10 protein-coding genes are annotated in these 18325 nt (G+C 43.9%); 5 read left to right on the top strand and 5 right to left on the bottom strand.

Annotated features, from left to right (window positions below):
- Positions 1–129 precede the first annotated feature (129 nt).
- Together JKP82_RS21025 and JKP82_RS10645 are read right to left on the bottom strand one after the other, a co-directional pair.
- Positions 130–1224 carry a helix-turn-helix domain-containing protein gene (locus JKP82_RS21025; RefSeq protein WP_159530908.1) on the bottom strand — a complete coding sequence of 365 codons (1095 nt, stop codon included), beginning with the start codon at positions 1222–1224 and terminating at the stop codon, positions 130–132.
- Positions 1224–2195 carry a GGDEF domain-containing protein gene (locus JKP82_RS10645; RefSeq protein ID WP_232370622.1) on the bottom strand — a complete coding sequence of 324 codons (972 nt, stop codon included), beginning with the start codon at positions 2193–2195 and terminating at the stop codon, positions 1224–1226. The genes JKP82_RS21025 and JKP82_RS10645 overlap by 1 nt, the downstream gene beginning before the upstream one ends.
- Before the next feature lie 354 nt (positions 2196–2549).
- Between JKP82_RS10645 and JKP82_RS10650 the strand changes: the two genes are divergently transcribed.
- The 3 genes from JKP82_RS10650 to JKP82_RS10660 all read left to right on the top strand — a co-directional run bounded on the left by JKP82_RS10650 (position 2550) and on the right by JKP82_RS10660 (position 8733).
- Positions 2550–5255: a TonB-dependent receptor gene (locus JKP82_RS10650; RefSeq protein WP_159530910.1), complete on the top strand. Its 2706-nt coding sequence runs from the start codon at positions 2550–2552 to the stop codon at positions 5253–5255.
- A 108-nt stretch (positions 5256–5363) separates the two neighbouring features.
- Positions 5364–6350 carry a purple acid phosphatase family protein gene (locus tag JKP82_RS10655; RefSeq protein ID WP_159530912.1) on the top strand — a complete coding sequence of 329 codons (987 nt, stop codon included), beginning with the start codon at positions 5364–5366 and terminating at the stop codon, positions 6348–6350.
- The gene (locus JKP82_RS10660; protein WP_218396996.1) at positions 6343–8733 is read left to right on the top strand and encodes a phytase; all 2391 of its coding nucleotides are present in this window, start codon (positions 6343–6345) and stop codon (positions 8731–8733) included. The genes JKP82_RS10655 and JKP82_RS10660 overlap by 8 nt, the downstream gene beginning before the upstream one ends.
- 108 nt (positions 8734–8841) lie before the next feature.
- On the opposite strand, the gene JKP82_RS10665 is transcribed toward JKP82_RS10660, so the two are convergent.
- Together JKP82_RS10665 and JKP82_RS10670 are read right to left on the bottom strand one after the other, a co-directional pair.
- Positions 8842–9261, bottom strand: a complete 420-nt coding sequence (locus JKP82_RS10665; RefSeq protein WP_159530916.1) for a CBS domain-containing protein — start codon at positions 9259–9261, stop codon at positions 8842–8844.
- A 251-nt stretch (positions 9262–9512) separates the two neighbouring features.
- Positions 9513–13100 (bottom strand): ATP-binding protein, encoded by a 3588-nt coding sequence (locus JKP82_RS10670; RefSeq protein WP_218396998.1) that lies wholly within the window; start codon positions 13098–13100, stop codon positions 9513–9515.
- Positions 13101–13267: 167 nt separating this feature from the next.
- Here JKP82_RS10670 and sbcB point away from each other — a divergent pair, with 167 nt between their 5' ends.
- Both sbcB and JKP82_RS10680 read left to right on the top strand, forming a co-directional pair.
- Positions 13268–14701, top strand: a complete 1434-nt coding sequence (sbcB, locus tag JKP82_RS10675; RefSeq protein WP_159530920.1) for an exodeoxyribonuclease I — start codon at positions 13268–13270, stop codon at positions 14699–14701.
- A 148-nt stretch (positions 14702–14849) separates the two neighbouring features.
- The gene (locus tag JKP82_RS10680; protein ID WP_159530922.1) at positions 14850–16505 is read left to right on the top strand and encodes a FapA family protein; all 1656 of its coding nucleotides are present in this window, start codon (positions 14850–14852) and stop codon (positions 16503–16505) included.
- Positions 16506–16574: 69 nt separating this feature from the next.
- Here the strand turns inward: JKP82_RS10680 and JKP82_RS10685 are convergent, their stop codons facing one another.
- Positions 16575–18035, bottom strand: a complete 1461-nt coding sequence (locus tag JKP82_RS10685) for a diguanylate cyclase (protein ID WP_232370623.1) — start codon at positions 18033–18035, stop codon at positions 16575–16577.
- Positions 18036–18325: the final 290 nt, after the last annotated feature.

The raw sequence follows: 18325 nt of genomic DNA on the forward strand, positions 1-18325 counted from the left end.
GTTTACCTATAATACGCGTTACGTATAAACGATTATGTCTAAACCCGTTTATGTAAGCGCGTTTGTTTAAGCAAGCTTTCGCAAAAACAAACGAAAGGATAAAAGGTTTTGCACCCAATGCAAAGTAAATTAACGGGCGCGAAGCTCACTTGGGGTCAAGCCAGTTAACCGTTTTACCGCACGGCGAAAATTAGGGAGGTCGGAAAAGGCCATTTGAGAGGCGCTTTGTTCGTTGTTTAGCTTTTTAAGCGCCAGTAATACTATTGCTTGTTGCCGCCGGGCTTCTTCGCTTAGCCCACGATACGTGTAGTGATGATCGCTCAGCTTTCGTTTTAACGTTGCGGTACTGTAACCCAAGCTTTCAGCTAAATCCGCTAAGCCTTTTTGTGGCTCCTGCAACGTTAAACTTCTTATGTAGTCGAGTAAACTCAGATGTGAAGGGGATTGGGTTTGAGGTTGCTGATACTCTGCACTCTTCCCCCCCTCACATTTATGATTGGCGTTTTCGTCATAGCCACTTTCAACACACGTACTTTTCTCAATAGCAAAAGGAAAAGGACTCACCATACAAGATTTGGGAAGCGTTATAGACATTAACGGCGCATTGAAAGTAACTCGAAGCCCCAGGTAAGTCTCAAAATCTTGAACATTGCGCGGTCTATCGGAATCCATTGTAAAGCGTAAAGGTAAACGAGTGCCGGTCCACTGCTTCAACAAGGCCACCAGCATAGATAAATACAGCTGGGCAATAAATGGCCACAGCTTTTGATTACCTTTTTTTTCACACCCCATGGTGTCTTGTAACACCCATATGTATTTATCTTGCAGGGTAAAGCGCTTAAACGATACCAAGGGAATACTTCCCCAACGTATTGCGATAAGCGTTTCAATCGCTTGCTCAAGGTTTTGGCTATGTTTAATATCGGCTAAATCTGCACGCAGCCATACCCCACCTAAACTCTTTCCTATCAGAAAGCTAACATCGTTACCTTTGCATTGCCCTCTTACATTTGACAGTAAGGCAATACATTGTTTAGCGCTAATACGTGTATTCACCGTAAGACTATCGTCAAAAATCCCTGTGCCGCGAAGTATCTTGTCTTTACTTGCTCCTCGGGGAATGGCGACGTCGAGCACAGCGTTTACAAGGTGATACGCGGGTATCACCTTGTCCGACTTAGTCACTGGTACAATCGTAAGTGCTGGTGTTGAATTAGCTATCACTATGCAGCGTTCCTGCTACCGCTTTTAGTGCCGGATTTACTGCGCTTATTACTCCCATCAGTACCATCAAGCCTATCGCCGTCTTCAAGCTGAAGTAGTAAATGCTGCAAGGTAGCGTTTAGCGAAGCTTCCACACCAAGTGGCGCCACCACTGCACGCGCACTGGTATAAATGGCAGCCGTGTCTTCCTTATAGCGAAACGCCACATGGCCGATACTTGCTCTAACTTCTTTAACGATACCTTGTGCTTCAGCTTCATTCACATTAGGCAGTAATAGCGCGAACCTATCGCCGGCATACCGACAAGCTAAATCTTGTTGTCTCAGGTTCATCACAACCAATTGGGCGACTTCGTGTAAATAACGGTCGCCTTCGGCTTGTCCATAGCGCCGATTAAAATAAGAAAATTCATTAATATCGATAATGGCCACATAGCCACTATTCCCAGACGCTTGCAATGCGGTAACCCGTGATTGCCAGTAATCGCCTCGATACAACTGGGTAATAGGATCGATTTCTTGGTGATCTCGATAGTCCCATTCACGGCGGCGAAGTTGCATGTTGATTGCACGCTGTTCTAAATGCCACAGATACAGCGCGGCTGTCATTATTATCATGCCGATTGCAGCAGGTATAGACTCAATCATGCTAAGCCACACAGCAGACTCAGGATAACGTAAAAACTCATCAAGCAAGTCGAGTGTCATTGAGAAGAGGAAAAACACTAAACCTACAATTAGCAAGCTGGTTACCTTGCCAGGAGGCCGACTGGCCAACACGGCTACAATCCAGCCTAGCGTCAGTAGCACTACACTGCCCTCACCCACAATATCTAATCCAGATATAATGGCGAGTGGCTTGGGGTTGCCAAAAGTTAGGCTTAATGAGCTAGCCAGTGCGACGATAGTAAAAGTAAAGAATAGCCAGCCTTTGTGGTGGCTAAACTGCGTGGCATTTCGTAACGTAAACATGAAGTAGCACTCTTATGGGTAACAAACTGTGCTTTTTACGACATCGCTGATAAAAGCAGCCGGAAATAAGCAGTAGAACAAGAATTAGGGAATATCCCATTTTTAACCTAATTGTCGAGGGTCAGTTTGGCTCACCAATGTGACAAATTGGTGGCAGTGCACCTTTGAATTTAAAAATATTAACAAAATAACTAAATTTATTAGTATGTTACCAACAGGTCAATTTAGCTCACTCTTCTTTCATTTAGTTCATATTCGCTATTTATGCCAGTGTAGATAGAGTTCTCGTCATGTAACTGTCATATCAGCTTTTTACCGTACGTGGGCATCGCACACTTAACTTATGGATTAAGAATGAAAATTAAAACCCGTTATTCCACGTTACGCATTGCCTGTATTGCCGCGCTTGGCCTTACTTTTTCTCATCACGCTCTGGCCGCGAATGGCGCTATTACCGGAACCCTAAACGACGCTGCAGAGGCGCGAGTTTATGTAGGTGCTAAGGTAAGATTGGTAGAGCTGAACCTCATCACAGAATCTCGACGCGACGGCAGCTTTCGCTTTTCTGGTGTACCAGCGGGAACCTATACATTAGAGGTGTCGTACCTAGGTGAAGACACCGTTACGCAAAAAGTTACCGTTAATGACGACGCCACGGTGCGACCGGCCATAGAGTTGGGGCAAGGTGACGAACTTGAAGAACTATTAGTATTGGGGCAGCGTAGTAGCCAGGCCAGTGCCATAAACCAACAACGGGTATCAGACCGTATATCAAATGTGGTATCTGCCGATGCTATAGGGCAATTCCCCGATCAAAATGCCGCTGAATCATTGCAACGTTTACCTGGCTTGTCGATTGAACGTGACCAAGGTGAAGGTCGTTTTGTAGGCATTCGTGGTATCGATCCTAACTTAAACAACGTAACCATTAATGGCTTAAACATTCCTTCACCAGAATCTGGTGTTCGCTCTGTCGCCTTAGATGTTATTCCCTCTGAGCTAATTCAAACCCTTGAAGTGTCTAAATCGGTTACCCCTGATATGGATGGTGATGCTATTGGTGGCTCAGTGGAAGTGACCAGTGTCAGCGCTTTTGATAAGCAGCAAGACACCGCGAGTATTACTGTGCAAGGTAGCCAAAATGACTTACGAGACGAAGTAAGCCCAAAAGTATCAGGCACCATTACAAAAAAACTAACGCCCGATTGGGGTATTGCTGCCGCTTTGTCGTACTTTGACCGTGATTTCGGCTCAGATAACGTTGAAAGCAATGGCGATGACGAGGTTGAACAACGTCAGTACACCATTACCCGTGAGCGCTTAGGTGGTGCTGTAAACCTTGATTACCGCCCAGACTTTAACAATCAATACTACCTTCGTACTCTGTACAGCGAATTTTCAGATGAAGAATACCGTTTAAGCAATACTTTCACCCTAGACGGCGAAGATTCAGAAATTGAGCGTGGCAGTAAAGACAGAAAAGAAACCCAAAGTATTTTTACGGTAGCCCTTGGCGGTGAACATCAATTGCAAACTTGGAAAGCCGACTGGCAATTAGGCTATGCCAAATCTGATGAAGATGAGCCAGACGCGCTTTACTATAACTTTGTCACTGAAAACGACAGCATCGATGCAAACCTAAGCACCATTCGCCCTGCTATTACACAAGATGCAGACGCCATGGACTTATCAACGTACGAGCTAGATGAAATTGCATTTGAAGATAACTACACCAAAGACACCGAAACCAGCTTCAAGCTTGACTTAGCGCGCCCTGTAAACTTTGGCAGCTATTTAGGTGAGTTAAAATTAGGGACTAAATACCGTAGTCGTGAGAAAGACAGAGACAGCAGTATTTTTATTTACGATGGCGATTTCGATGAAATAAACCCTGCTGATTTCGGTGATGATTCACCAGAATACACACTAGGTGATTTTGGTCCGGGTTTGTCTCGTTCCTCTATGCGTGATTACTTTAACACTAATCGCAGTGCACTAGAGCTCGCTGAACTTGATTCAGAGATTGAATCTAACGGCGCCACCTATGTGAACGAAGAAGATATTTTTGCCGCTTACGTAATGGGTAGCGTTAATATAGATAAACTTCATATTGTTGCCGGTGTGCGCTACGAGCGTACCGAATTCAGTACATCAGGCATGCGTGTTGAACTTATTGAAAATGAAGAAACCGATGTTGAAGATGTGGTAAACACGGTATGGGAAGCTGAACGTGACTACGATCACTGGTTGCCCAGCATTAACGCCCGCTACGCGTTTTCAGACAAACTTCAACTTCGCGCCGCTTACACCCAAACCATTTCACGCCCTAAATTTGAAGATGTTGCAGCGTTTCAAATCATTGAAAGTAAAACCGAAGAAGACGACGGCGTGTTTGTGACCGAGCGTGAAGCTGAAGTGGGCAATCCTGAGCTCCAGCCCTATGAAGCACAAAACATTGATCTTTCTTTAGAATATTACCCAGGTGATATCGGCGTACTTTCAGCAGGCTATTTCTATAAAGATATTGATAACTTTGTAGTGTACGCCGACGTAGCAGGCACTGAAGGCTGGGAAGATTACGATGAAGCTATTCAAGCAATTAACGGTGAAAGTGCCAGCTTACACGGGCTAGAGCTTTCATGGGTTAAAGCTTTTAATAACGGTTTTATTATGTCGGCCAATGCCACCTTTACCGATTCAGACGCCACCACATTCTTAGACGGTGAAAAGTTTGAAACCCAATTACCCAACCAGTCAGATACTATCGGCAACCTTACCTTTGGTTACGAAGCCAACGACTTTAGTTTACGTTTAGCCATGACCTACAAAAGTGAAAACTTCGAGGAAATTGATGGCGATATGTTGCGCTACGAAGACGAGCACGCTCAGTTAGACTTTACTGCTAAGTACTATATTAATGATGACATGCAAGTCTATTTCAACGCTATCAATATCAATAATGAGCCGTTTTATAACTACTTCGACTCGCGCACTAACAATGCACAATTTGAAGAATATGGCCGCACGTTTGAGCTAGGTTTCACATGGCAAATGCGCTAAGAAACACCACGTATATTTTGTTTTTAAATAAGATATACGTTTAACACTAAAGCTATTAAACACAACACATTGGGCGCGCAACAGCGCGCCCTCATCAGAGAAATATTCATGCGCGTATTACTGCTTCTTGCTGCCTTTTTGTCACTCGCGTGCCAAGGGCAAATCACATCACACGATTATTACCATCAACACCAAATTAGCAACCTAACTGCACAAGACGATGCTTATACCTTTTTGGTTGTAGGTGACTGGGGCCGCAATGGCCATTTTTATCAGCGCGATGTCGCCAAATGGATGGACATTGCCAGCTACCAACTAGATGCAGAATTCATCGCCACAACAGGCGACAACTTTTATGACAACGGAGTGGCGTCTGTTGAAGACCCTTACTGGCGTACCTCATTTGAAGACATTTACCATCAACCTCATTTATTCGTAGATTGGCACCCTGTGTTAGGTAACCATGATTACCGCGGCAACTGGCAAGCACAAATCGACTACAGCAAAATAAGTCGACGCTGGGAAATGCCAGCGCAGTATTATAGTAAAACCGTCGAACTAAAAGACGGTACCACCGCGCTTATTTTATTTATTGACACCAACCCGCTAAATCCAGATTACGCCACAGAAGCAAAATACCAAGAAGCTTATAAACAAGGCTCAACAAAGCAATTAGCGTGGATAAATAAAATGCTATCAGCGAGCACCGCTAAATGGAATGTTGTGATAGGACACCACCCGATGTATTCAAGTGGAAAGCGCTACGGTAATACCAGCGCTATTAAAGATGTACTCGAGCCTTTGTTACACCAGCACGGTGTTGATGCCTACATAGCGGGTCACGAACATGATTTGCAGCATAACCAGTTACCTGACGACGCATTGGTACATATTGTATCTGGTGGAGGTTCAGAAGTACGCCCAGTAGGACATTACGACTTTACTCGTTTTGCTGAATCGACGGGGGGCTTTGTGGCGGTAAGTATGACTAATAACGAACTTGGGTTTACCTTTATTAACCACAAAGGGGGCGTGATTTATCGACATAAAGTACAAAAGCCTAGCGCTGAAATAATAGGAACTGGCAATGAATAACACGCAAAGCAAACTTACAAGGATTACCTTACGAACACGACAGTTAGCTTTTTGCTTTGCTGCTATGGCAAGTGTTAGTGCCCCTGCTGCCGCGCAGCTAAATACAATCGCTAGCACTTTGCTAGATTATGCGAGCAGTAACACAGCCCCTTTGAAAGAACACAATGTGGCGGTATTAACTGCGGCCGACCTCACGCTAGTAGAAAATACCGCTGTTGTTGGCATGGGTTCGGTGGCGACATTCGAGGTAAACGGCAGAACAATAAACATAACAATAAGCGAAACCAATGGCTTAACCGTTTCTGATAACAAAAATTTGCTCGCGACGCAAAAAGGCCACTTTGTTGACGCAGGAAGTTACCTAGCTGTTGACGAATCAGGGCACACTAACAACGCCTATATTCACACCTTGGTGTTTGATATAAATAGCCAACAAATTCGCAGCTACAGAATAGGTACTGAAAATAGCCAAAACCACACTGTGAGTATTACCCAAACATCAGCGACTGAAGTGAAAGATTCAGAAGCGTTGTGTAGCGCAAATATAGGCGGCAAATTGCAGTTCATCAATATAGATGCTTTGGGCATGCTCACCCAATATTTGGCGCTCCCCGATAAAAGCGATAGCACACACACCGTTTATCATTTACGAACTCTGGCTATTGGGCCAGGTATAAAAAGTTGCGCGCTTGGGGTTAGTTACGGAGCAGATCAAGAAGGAGCAGCGCAAAGAGATAAACGTCACGTTGAACAAACCATTTACTTGGCTGACGAGTATGCCGGAGTATGGGCCATGCCTGCAAATGCAGAAGCTGAGGTTGAGCGTTCGCTTATTTTCAACCAAGCCGATACGCCTGTAGAAGGTGTTGCTACGCTTAACGGGCTGGACGCACACACCTTGATTATGGGCAAGCCAGCGTCAGAAAACCCAGTTTTACAGGGCCAAGTTACCGCATGGGTAAGCCCAGAACACAAGGGGATGTGGCTACACAACACTTGCGCCACAACTTTCTTTGGTTTTGATGTGAACATCGCCCCAGAAGATATCGCGCTGTCGGTAAAAAGCGATACGGTTTACGCCAACATTTACGATGACAACTCAGGCAGCACGTTCACCACCGACATCACCCAAGCTATAGCAAGGCTCAATACTTGCCACGAAAGCGCCCCATCTCTAGATAAAAGAACGCTTAACAAGACACCCATAGTAATAAACGAAAATCTCACTATCGAGACACTCATCACAAACGATGACGTATCTACTAACAAGACACCCATGCTTTCCACTATAGAACTGCAGCCTATTTATGAAACCGATGTGGTGGAAAATTATGGTGATGCAGCAGATGATCCGGCTATTTGGGTAAACAAAAGTCACCCGTCAAAAAGTTTGGTGATTGGCACTAATAAAAAAGGCAGCCTAAATACCTACAACTTAGAAGGCGAGTTAGTGGCATCTCACAAGGTAGGACGCGTAAACAACGTGGGCGTGGCATACGACTGGGCACCAGAACACGATATTGCGGTGGCAAGCAACCGAAGCAGTAATAGCATGTCGGTCTTTTTCATCGATAAAAAAACTGGTGAGCTAACCTTTAACACCAACCTCCCTACCCCACTAACCGATATATATGGGCTGTGCGTCTTTACAACAAATAACCACACTCAGGTATTAGTAAACAGTACTGATGGCCGGTACTTACGCTATCAGTTGAACCCTCTCACAGATGTGAATAGTAAGGCCAGTGCGAAAACTAACAGCAAAGCTAACAGAGACACCCATGACATCATTGCGAGCAAAACTGACAGAGCAAGCCCTTCTCTGGTTTCTGCCACCTTGATTCACGACTTCCACTTACCGTCTCAGCCGGAAGGTTGCGTTGTCGACACTGATACGCAAATTGCCTACTTGGGAGAAGAAAGTGCAGGCATATGGGCGTTGGATGTTTCTGAGGTAAAAGCAAAGTCCTCATCAATGCTTAATAAAACGATTATCCAGACACCCACGCTTATTATTCCGATTGAAGCACCGGTTACCGCTGACATCGAAGGCTTGTCGTTGTTTGATGTAGACGGTGTACGCTATCTTATTGCTTCTAGCCAAGGCAATAATCAGTACGCCGTGTATGAAAGCAAGGCACCTTACCGTTTGATGGGTATGGTAAGCATTGGTGCAAATTATGATAACGGCATTGATGGCGTGTCGGAAACCGATGGGCTTGAAACCACAAACGTCAATCTGGGTGGGCTATTTAAAAATGGGCTATTTGTAGTACAAGATGGAAGAAACGTAATGCCTAGCCAGCGGCAGAACTTTAAGTTAGTGGCGGGAGATGACGTAGCAGGTGCTATTCGTACTTTTGTGATCACTCGTACTCGGTAACCAACTTTTGATAAATCCCATAGGAACAATAAGTTAAACTATAAAAAAAGGGTAAGCGAATTGGCTTACCCTTTTTTACTCTCGGACTGCTTAATTACACACCACATGCTAGCTGGCGCGCTGATAACCCGATCGAAGTTGTACGTCTATTGCTCTAAGTACTGCCGTTCGGTTAATACTTCCAACCAACACGCCATCGTCATCAACCACAGGGTAAACGCGAGGCTTATCTTTGATAAGTAATTGGGCAAGTTCTATTACCGACAGATACGGTTTAATAACCACAACCGGTGCTTTCATTATTTCAGCCACCCGGCAAATCTGCTCTCGGTAGTAACTTGACGCTATCATTTGGGCAATGCAATCTTGCTCAGACAAAAAGCCAATTACCTTACCTTTAATATCAATCACTGGGCCTCCACTTTGCCCGCATGCCAACAAAGCCTCTACGGCTTCGGCCACCGTCATATCCCCATTTAATTTAACGGGGTGAGTATTCATATAATCACTGACTAGCAACGATTCCATATTTCTCTCCCAGCCGCGGCGTCTTTATTAGATTTATACAGCGTGAAGACGAAACGGCACTGCTTGTTATAGTAATGATGTAACGCAATGTTATGTTTTTGTAATCAAATTATTTTGTCACGCTTTAAGCCTAGTAGACTATGCCTCTGACAGCTACTTTTTCTATTCAATTTCACTCACTAAAGTTTGATTTTAACTCGCTGCTTAAAGCAAATTGCGCACTTACCACAAATGTCGCACGGCACACTCGCCTAGGCTGGTTTTAACGCATTCAAAATCGCGGAAACCTCGTTAATAGCGTCGGGCAATGCATTGTCTATTTCTAGCATTTTTTCATCCTTGGCTAATCGCTCAATATGACTAAAACGACTTTGCACAAGCACAGCGCCAATATCTCCCGCCATACCTTTAATAGTATGAGACAACAACTTGATGGTGGGTACATCTTTGTCTTTTACAGCAGCTTTGATTTCGTCACATTTTCGAGGTGCACTTTCAATAAACATTTCACATATTTTATCGAACAGAACCTGGTTATTAGCAAGTCGAGACAAGGCGCGTGACTTATCCCAAACGGGCGTGTCGCTTCCTTGTGATGTGGATGGAGCGAGTATCGAAGAGGATGTCGAAGGCTCAGTAACGCTCGATGACGCTGCCAAAGCGGGACTTTCACTTGCGGATTCGCCATGTACTGCGTGTGTTTCGCCCAGTACTGATTTACCTAAAAATTGCGGGCTGTAAGTAGACTGGATCCAATTGATAATTTTAGGTTCTACCATGCTCGCCACTATAGGTTTAGTGACGTAGTCACTCATGCCTGCCGCAATACACTTTTCCTTTTCCCCTAACATCGCATTGGCTGTCATCGCAATAATGGGGATTTGCTGGTGCACTTGCCCCGCGCGGCCATCTCGAATAGCTTGAGTACTCGCATACCCATCCATAATGGGCATTTGGCAATCCATCAAAATACAGTGAAGATAATGCCCCTCTTTTTCACACTGCTTTACAATATCTAACGCCTGTTCACCGTTACTGGCAATTTTCACCGAAACGGGCAAATTATCAAGCACCCCTCTCGCCACCTCTATATTGATAGCGTTATCATCGACTATCAGCACATGAGCGCCAGCTATACTCTCTTTTTCGATATTCGTCGCATTCGATTCAACTTGATGTGCAGGTTGATTTTCTATTAGCTCAGAAGAGGAGCTATCAACGACTTTTAAGAATTCAGATTTCAATAAGGGCTTTGTTAAAATAGCGGGTGTAAAATTGGCGTAATACGTGGCTTGCTTTCCAATACTTTGCAACATACAGATGTGTGGAATGGATATTTGCTTTTCCAAGTTTTCCCAATGTTCGTCTACTACCGACAATACGGGGTTGTTGTAATCAGTGACTATTACATCAATGGTATCCCAAGAAACCTCCTCGAATGAGACGATGTCGGTATATGTCTCTACAATGCTAGCACCTTCACTAGTGATTAGGGTTTTAATATTTTCTGCAAGCGGTGGATACTGGGCAAACACAGCTAAACGTAACCCATCCATTTTATTAGGTAATTCCGAATTTTGCTGACTATCATTCGAGGACACATCATCTACTGCAACCCAAAACGAAAAGGAACTTCCTTGGCCTTGCGTGGAAGAAAAATCAATATCGCCGCCCAATAACACACTGAGCTGTTTACAGATAGATAAGCCGAGCCCTGTGCCGCCAAAACGTGTAGCGACTGAGACGTCTGCTTGAGTAAAGGCAGAGAAAAGCTTTGACTGGTGCTCTTTTGCAATGCCAATGCCTGTATCGGATATCGATACATGGAGCTGAACTGTAAACTTATCAGTGCTTTGAAGTGACGCGGTGAGAGCCACATGTCCCCGTTCTGTAAATTTGATGGCATTGTTCACCAAGTTGCTAATAATTTGAGAGAGTCGATGTGGATCTGACACCAAAGTTTCAGTTTTTAATCCTGTTGTATCTACAAGAAACTCCAAACCTTTGTTGTGGGCTCTTACAGCCAGTGATGAAGATAAGGTTTCAATTAAGTGCACAGGATTAAACGCTTGCACGTTCAAGTCTAATTTCCCCGCTTCAATTTTCGACATATCTAATATGTCATTAATTAAAACACTCAAGTTGTTACAACTCACATCCATCATGGCCGCAAGCTGTTCCGCCTTAGCAGAAAGAGGCTGACGTTTTAACAAATTAAGTGAGCCGACTATACCGTTTAAAGGTGTTCGCATTTCATGGCTTATGTTGGAGATAAACGCGCTTTTTACCTGGCTAGCCTGTTGCGCTTCATCGCGAGCTTCTGCCAGTTGCTTAGTGCGGCTCTGCACCTTTTCTTCAAGCTCAAAATTAATTTTTTTAATCGCATGCTGAGTATTTCTTTCTTCAGTGATGTCCCTTAACACCACTGCCACGCCTGAATATTGCCCCTGCTCACCCCATATCGGGGAAACTGTAACAGCTAGGCAATTCTGAACTCCTGATGATTGTTTATATAAAATTTCATCCTGAAAATAGCCAGTAAGCGCCACTTCAGCATTAAGGTATTTGTCCCAAGATATTGATCTTATAGATGCAAAAGCACTGTAGTGATGGTTCAAAATTGTCGAGCTGGGTAGTCTAAACAATCGCTCAGCGGCCATATTCCAGCTTTTCACTATGCCAGCAATATCCATACTGACTATGGCGTCGCTAGACCCTGCCACAATGGCTGCCGATTCTCCGCGAGCTTCCGCCAGTTCAAAGCTCTTTTTGGCACTTCGGTGAAAGAACAGCAATACCGCTACGAACAAAATAGACATTGCCAAAAGAAAACCGTAAACAGCCAATCGCCTTTCATTCATTAAACCGATAATGATGTTAGCCGGTAGGGCAATATGCACGTAAACAAATTTCTTGCCCGGGGAGTTGCTTACCACCACTTTGCGACTCGCAATGAACACTTCACTGACGACACCATCCACTCGTTTATTTGCGTGCCTAGCACCTTCAAAAACAGGGGAAGCAAATTGCGTTTCCCAGGTGGATTCTGGCGCAAGGTCTTTACTGAAACTGAAACGTTTTTGAGGGTGTAAAATGAAGAAGCCTTCGTCATCGGTGAGATACAGCTGCTGGGGAGAAGATACGAATTGAACCATGCCAGCTAACGCAATGGAGGTATCGATGTTCATGATGATAAAGCCATACCTTCGGCCGCTTTCGCTAAAAATGGGCAATGATAAGCGCAATACAGGCTTGTAAGGGTACTCCACTTTGCCGTATTCGCGGTTAAGGCTGATACCAGACATATACAGTTCATTGCGAGATAATTGGGCACTTTCTTTGTAGTAATCTCTGGTACTTTTTACTTGAAGATCCCTATCAGCTAAGGCTGATATTTTGCCGCCCGATCGTTCTACACGTAGTATCTCCTTGCCATCATCATCTATGCTGATAATTCGTAATTGATCAACTTCTTCGTTATTTTCTATAAAGGCGATAAAAATTGTCTCTAAACGTTTTTTCCAAAGGTCAAAGCTGGTATTTTCTTCAGGATCTACCCCGGCGTTTTCAGTTGCACGGGGAATGCCAGAAACAGGCGGCGTGGCGTGTAGAAATTTTAAATCATCAGCATATTGTGCCGCTTGACGTTGTGTAAACCCCTCTATCTCACTCGTTCGATGATTTAACTCTGATGACACATCATCTAAAACGCTTTTCGAAAGATTGCTTTCGAATAAAAAAGCCAGTATCACAGTAACCAAGATTGCCCCTACAACAGCGAAGCCCAGCATTTGTCGGGAATACTTTGCTCCCAGTTTCTGTTTTATAACCGCTGCCAAGGTAAAATACATTCCAATTATCTGATATACATTAAAAACTAGTTTCACATTTACAGATTCGCAAGTTATGGATTAAATACGTTTACATTAGCTAGGTTTGGTATTCAAACCCACGCAGTGTACACTGCCAACATGATGTCACTTATTCAAATAATGTAACCTAGAACATGCACGAACCTAGCTTTCTTTGGTACGATTTCGAAACTTTCGGTACCAGTGGTCAAAAAGACTTACCCTGTCAGTTCGCTGCCATTAGAACCGATCTGGATTTCAATATTATGGGTAAGCCCATTAATATTATGAGCGCAATTGCCAACGATTACTTGCCCAATCCTGAAGCCTGTTTGGTTACCGGTATTACGCCCCAACAAACCTTACGTGATGGCTCTAACGAAGCTGACTTTGCGCAGCGAATTTACCAAGAAATGTCGACACCCAACACCTGTAGCTTGGGGTTTAATAGCATACGCTTCGATGATGAAGTCGCTAGATTCTTATTTTACCGAAACTTCTATGACCCTTATTCCAGAGAATGGCGAAACGGAAATAGCCGGTGGGATATTATAGATTTAGCGCGAGCATGCTACGCACTGCGTCCTGATGGCATTAACTGGCCAACTCGCGAAGATGGTACGCCTAGTTTCAAACTAGAACACCTGACCAAAGAAAACGGCATAAGCCACGAAAACGCACACGATGCATTAAGTGATGTGCATGCCACTATTGCCTTAGCAAAGTTGATCAAAGAAAAGCAGCCTAGGTTGTTTGAATACGCTTATTCGCTTCGCAGTAAGCATAATGTCGCTAACCAGTTCGATTTAACTAAGCCTTCCGTACTGTTGCATATTTCAGCTAAGTTGCCCGCAAGCCAAGGGTGTTGCACTTGGATCATGCCTATCGCTAAACACCCTACAAACAGCAATGCGATTATTGCCGTAGACTTGTCAAAGCCTATCGATAGCTTACTTAACGACTCCCCTGAAGAAATAAAAGCTAAACTTTACGCGCGCCAAGAGCCTGGCAATGATGCCAATACCTTGCGCCCAGGCTTGAAGCTTATTCATATTAACCGCTCTCCTTTTGTAACGACCGCTAAAGCGATGACTGAAGATAATGCGCATAGATTAGGATTAGACAGAGACACCTGCCTTGAAAACTACCGCATTTTGACGCAAGAGCGTGAATTAGGCATGAAGTTGTCAAAAGTGTACGAAAATGACGCAGACGAGAAAGAACAAGATATCGACCACGCCCTTTATAGCGGTGGTTTTTTAAGTACCGAAGATCGCCACTGGTGTGACAAAGTGCTGGAATCAAGCCCAGAACAGCTTGGCGCATTAGCTGAAGAGACTCAACATGTAGGGCTTAGGACTCTTTTGTTTAGATACAGAGCAAGAAATTACCCGTCTACCCTTACCTACGACGAAACCCTTAAATGGCAAAGACATAGACAAGCGCGTTTAACCGACTCTACCTCGTCTGCTTCGATTACGCTCGAGCATTATATGAGCACGCTAGAACGCCTTGCTCATGAACATGTTGATGACCCCGAGAAACAAGCGATCTTAAGAGCATTATTTCAATATGCCGAAAACCTTTGACGAGACGCAATGAATCGCATTACATTAAACTTATGTCTAATGCATTATTGTTCCTACGATAATGCATAAACATGCTTAAGTCTGCAGCGTTAAGGTCGATATTGACTATAGAAAAGAAAGTAAGACTGCTCAAAGGATGAATGTAGTAATGAACGGCGTAACCATAAGCTTCGATAAAACAAGAACCTATATAAACCTGACGCTAAACCCGTCTGAGTTTTCTAAAGAAATAGACATACGCCAAGTAAAAGCGGAGTTAGCAACCGGTGAAACCAAACGGTTATACATTTCTGATACGGCTTTAAAATCGGCCTGTGATACCGCCAATCATTACTTCAAAACCGGCGATAATACTGTTGTTCAAGAGCGAGTTGGTGAACGAAGAAACGCCGAAATAGAGTTTCGTATTCCCGAAGATGCTATGGCGGCCAATCTTGTGATCACGTCGCCCTACGGTGGTAAATTACCCGCATTAAATACCATTAAATCTTTAGCAGCGAAAAACAATGTACATCGCGGTCTTGGAACAAGAGCCATTGAGGCCATGTTACTGGAAGCACGAAAATCACCACCGGGCGCCATTATCGAGCGCACAGTAGCAAAAGGCCTACCGGCTAGGAATGGCCGTTCATCTCGATTTATCCCTTTAGTCCCTAATGCTCTTGAACGTATCTTGAAGCCGCAAACCAACGAAGGTGAGCGGGTTGATATGCGAAACTTAGGTGAAGTTATCTGCGTTAAAGTAGACACCCCTGTTCTTCGTCGCACAGAACCAACCTCAGGCAGAAGTGGTTTCGATGTACGCGGTAGCAAGCTACCTCCAATTCCTGGTGAGTGGGTTGAATTTCGCAAAGGCACCGGAACTGTTCAGGCCGATGACGATCAAAATTTATTAGTGTCATCAATTGCAGGTATGCCCAAATACCAAGACCAAACCATGAATATCGACGACACCTATATTTGTAACGGAGTTAATGTGGGTACGGGTCACGTGAATTATGAAGGTGCAGTGCTGGTTAATGGTGACGTAACAGAAAAAATGCAAATAAAAGCAGAAGGTGACGTTACCATAAATGGTTTCGTAGAGTCTGCTCACATTGAATCTGGTGGCGATATCATTATTACCGAAGGCGCTATGGGGAAAGTAAATGACAATGCAGGTGAATTCAACTGCCACCTTATAGCGAAAGGCAGCATTCACGTTCAGCACGGTCAAGGTATTGAAATTCAGTGCTCGGGAAATATTACCGTTGGCCGCCAATTGGCTTATAGCAAACTTCACTGTGGTGGCGCCGTTATTGTGGGCCAAATAGACAAACCTATGGGCAACTTGTTTGCTTGCGACATTGTGAGTCAAGATAGGATAGAAGCCGGTACCCTTGGTGCAGTGTCTGGCAGCATGCTCAAAGTCGATTTTAGCCCCGGTTTTGCACAGCTACTTGAACGTAAAGAGGCGCTAGACGAACTTGTGCGCCAACTTCGTGAAAACAACAGCAAGCACAAAGAAAAAATTGATATTTTGAAAAGTAAAAAAGTGCCGAAAGAACTTAAAGCAAAAGTGACAGAAGCGCTTGAAATGTTCAATAACGAAAACGCGTTGCTTGATTGGATTGAAACGAAAGTGCTGGAAATAAGCGATGCGAAAGTTCAGTACCAACAAGATATTAAGCTTATTGCCAATAAGAAACTCTATCCTGGTGTAACAGCAAAATTGAACAATCGTAATTGGCGTTCAGAGCGAGAGTATGAAAGAGCCCACATTCATTATGATTCTCATCAATGGCATTACGAGCCCATCATTTAAACCGTTAAAATAAGCTCTAATCACTACTAGTTAAAACCGCAGCGGGCTCAGCAACGCTTTCATCGCACGCTAGTCTGCGACTGAAACTTTCGCCTTGCCCAGTCTTTTTGAGTGATACAACGCTTTTGTTGTGCGCTCAAACCAATCGGTGAAGTTTTCACTCTCTTTTAGTTCAGATAAACCCGCACTAACTTGCATATCGGCATTGTCGGTAAGCACATCTTGGTCGATACATTCCACCAGGCGATTAGCAAGAACCCGTCCGGCTTCTAGGGCAGTTTGGGGGCATAAAATGATGAACTGCTCGCCTGTGAAGCGTGACACAACATCTACTTCTCTTACGGTTGCAAGACATTGAGACGCCACCTGCTTTAGAATATTTTCCCTGTCGAATTCATTTAATTCGCCCCGACAATCACGCTTACCCCCAATCTCCACAACAATTAATGATGCGGTGGTATGAAAGCGGTGGAAGCGGGAGATTTCCTCTTCTGCCTTCTGAATCATATGGTTGCGGTTATACAGCCCTGTCAGTGTATCGTGGGCTGACAAAAACTCTAGGGTACGATTCCTGTCTAACAACGTAGTTTGCAACGACTCTATTTCGTCATTTTTCTGCTTTGTTAAACGCCTAAATTGTGACACTGTTCTATTGCGCCACACCAAGCAAACAATAGCCATCAATACGAAACATGTAGTTACCAATAATTTGAAATAATCCTGCTCATAGCGAACCTGTACGTTATTCCACTGCTTATAAATATCAACCTTTCTCTTCTCTGAGATAGTGGCTATCGCAGTATTTAAAATAGGAATAATATCGCTGGAAGACTTATTAACACCAAACGCAAGTGAGTCGAACGGCTCGGCATAACCCACAATACTCACGTTATCTATCTTTTGATTATTGATATGTGTATTTACGCTTAATAATGAGCCTACCATAACGTCGATCTCACCTCTTGCCAGCTCGGCAAGCCCTTCACTTTCCGTTTGCACTAACTTCAGCCTTAGCTCTGGATAATGCCTAGATATGTACTCTACTTGCCTGTAACCCTTCACTACCCCAACTGTTCTATGACCAATACCTGCGTAACCTTGCAAAATAGGTGTTCCTGAACGGGCAACCAAAATATTGGGTGCTTCGAAGTAAGGCGTGGAGAAATCGAGAAATTGTTTTCTAAAGTCAGAAACATTCAGCATAGAGAGTATTTGGCAGTTCCCTTGCTGTACGAACGCTAAACTTTGTTCCCATGATTGAGTTGGCACTAGCTTAAAGTTTAAGCCAGACAGCTCTGAAATAGTGTGAATATAATCGGCAGAAATACCAACATGGTTATTATTTCGTATGGCTTCGTAAGGTGCCCAGTCGGGATCGACACAGTACGTCACTTCACGAGGAGCCGTGTTATTGGTCGATTGCGTTTGAGAGACGTTCTGTTGAAGCGCTTGTGCTGCTATTTTCACTGAGTAAGAAAGCGTAAGCAACATTGCTAAGAAGACAAGGCGTAAACACCTGAAAGAAATCAAAAAGACCACCTAAATACAAATACGTAAAATGCGAAAAATCGCACACCAGAGTATCTAACTTAGCGCCTGCAAATGCAACATCGGTCTAAACTAAAAAATCACGATACCAGCACATTCAGCCAAAATTTAGGCAATTTACCTGCCATTTCGTTTCATAGTTGCTAAGTGTCAAAATAACAGTTTAATAAATAGACACTTTTCAATAATAAAGTGAACCTATTCAACGACGGATAATGAACGCGTTATTAGAATAATTAAAACACAAATGGCACCGGTTTGCGGTGCCATTT

The organism is Alteromonas lipotrueae, assembly GCF_019249215.1.
Taxonomy (GTDB): domain Bacteria; phylum Pseudomonadota; class Gammaproteobacteria; order Enterobacterales; family Alteromonadaceae; genus Alteromonas; species Alteromonas lipotrueae.

Coding starts and splice junctions, on each gene's coding strand:
- JKP82_RS10645 (WP_232370622.1), bottom strand. CDS start 2,195: ATGTTTACGTTACGAAATGCCACGCAGTTTAGCCACCACAAAGGCTGG.
- sbcB (WP_159530920.1), top strand. CDS start 13,268: ATGCACGAACCTAGCTTTCTTTGGTACGATTTCGAAACTTTCGGTACC.
- JKP82_RS10655 (WP_159530912.1), top strand. CDS start 5,364: ATGCGCGTATTACTGCTTCTTGCTGCCTTTTTGTCACTCGCGTGCCAA.
- JKP82_RS10680 (WP_159530922.1), top strand. CDS start 14,850: ATGAACGGCGTAACCATAAGCTTCGATAAAACAAGAACCTATATAAAC.
- JKP82_RS10665 (WP_159530916.1), bottom strand. CDS start 9,261: ATGGAATCGTTGCTAGTCAGTGATTATATGAATACTCACCCCGTTAAA.
- JKP82_RS10660 (WP_218396996.1), top strand. CDS start 6,343: ATGAATAACACGCAAAGCAAACTTACAAGGATTACCTTACGAACACGA.
- JKP82_RS10650 (WP_159530910.1), top strand. CDS start 2,550: ATGAAAATTAAAACCCGTTATTCCACGTTACGCATTGCCTGTATTGCC.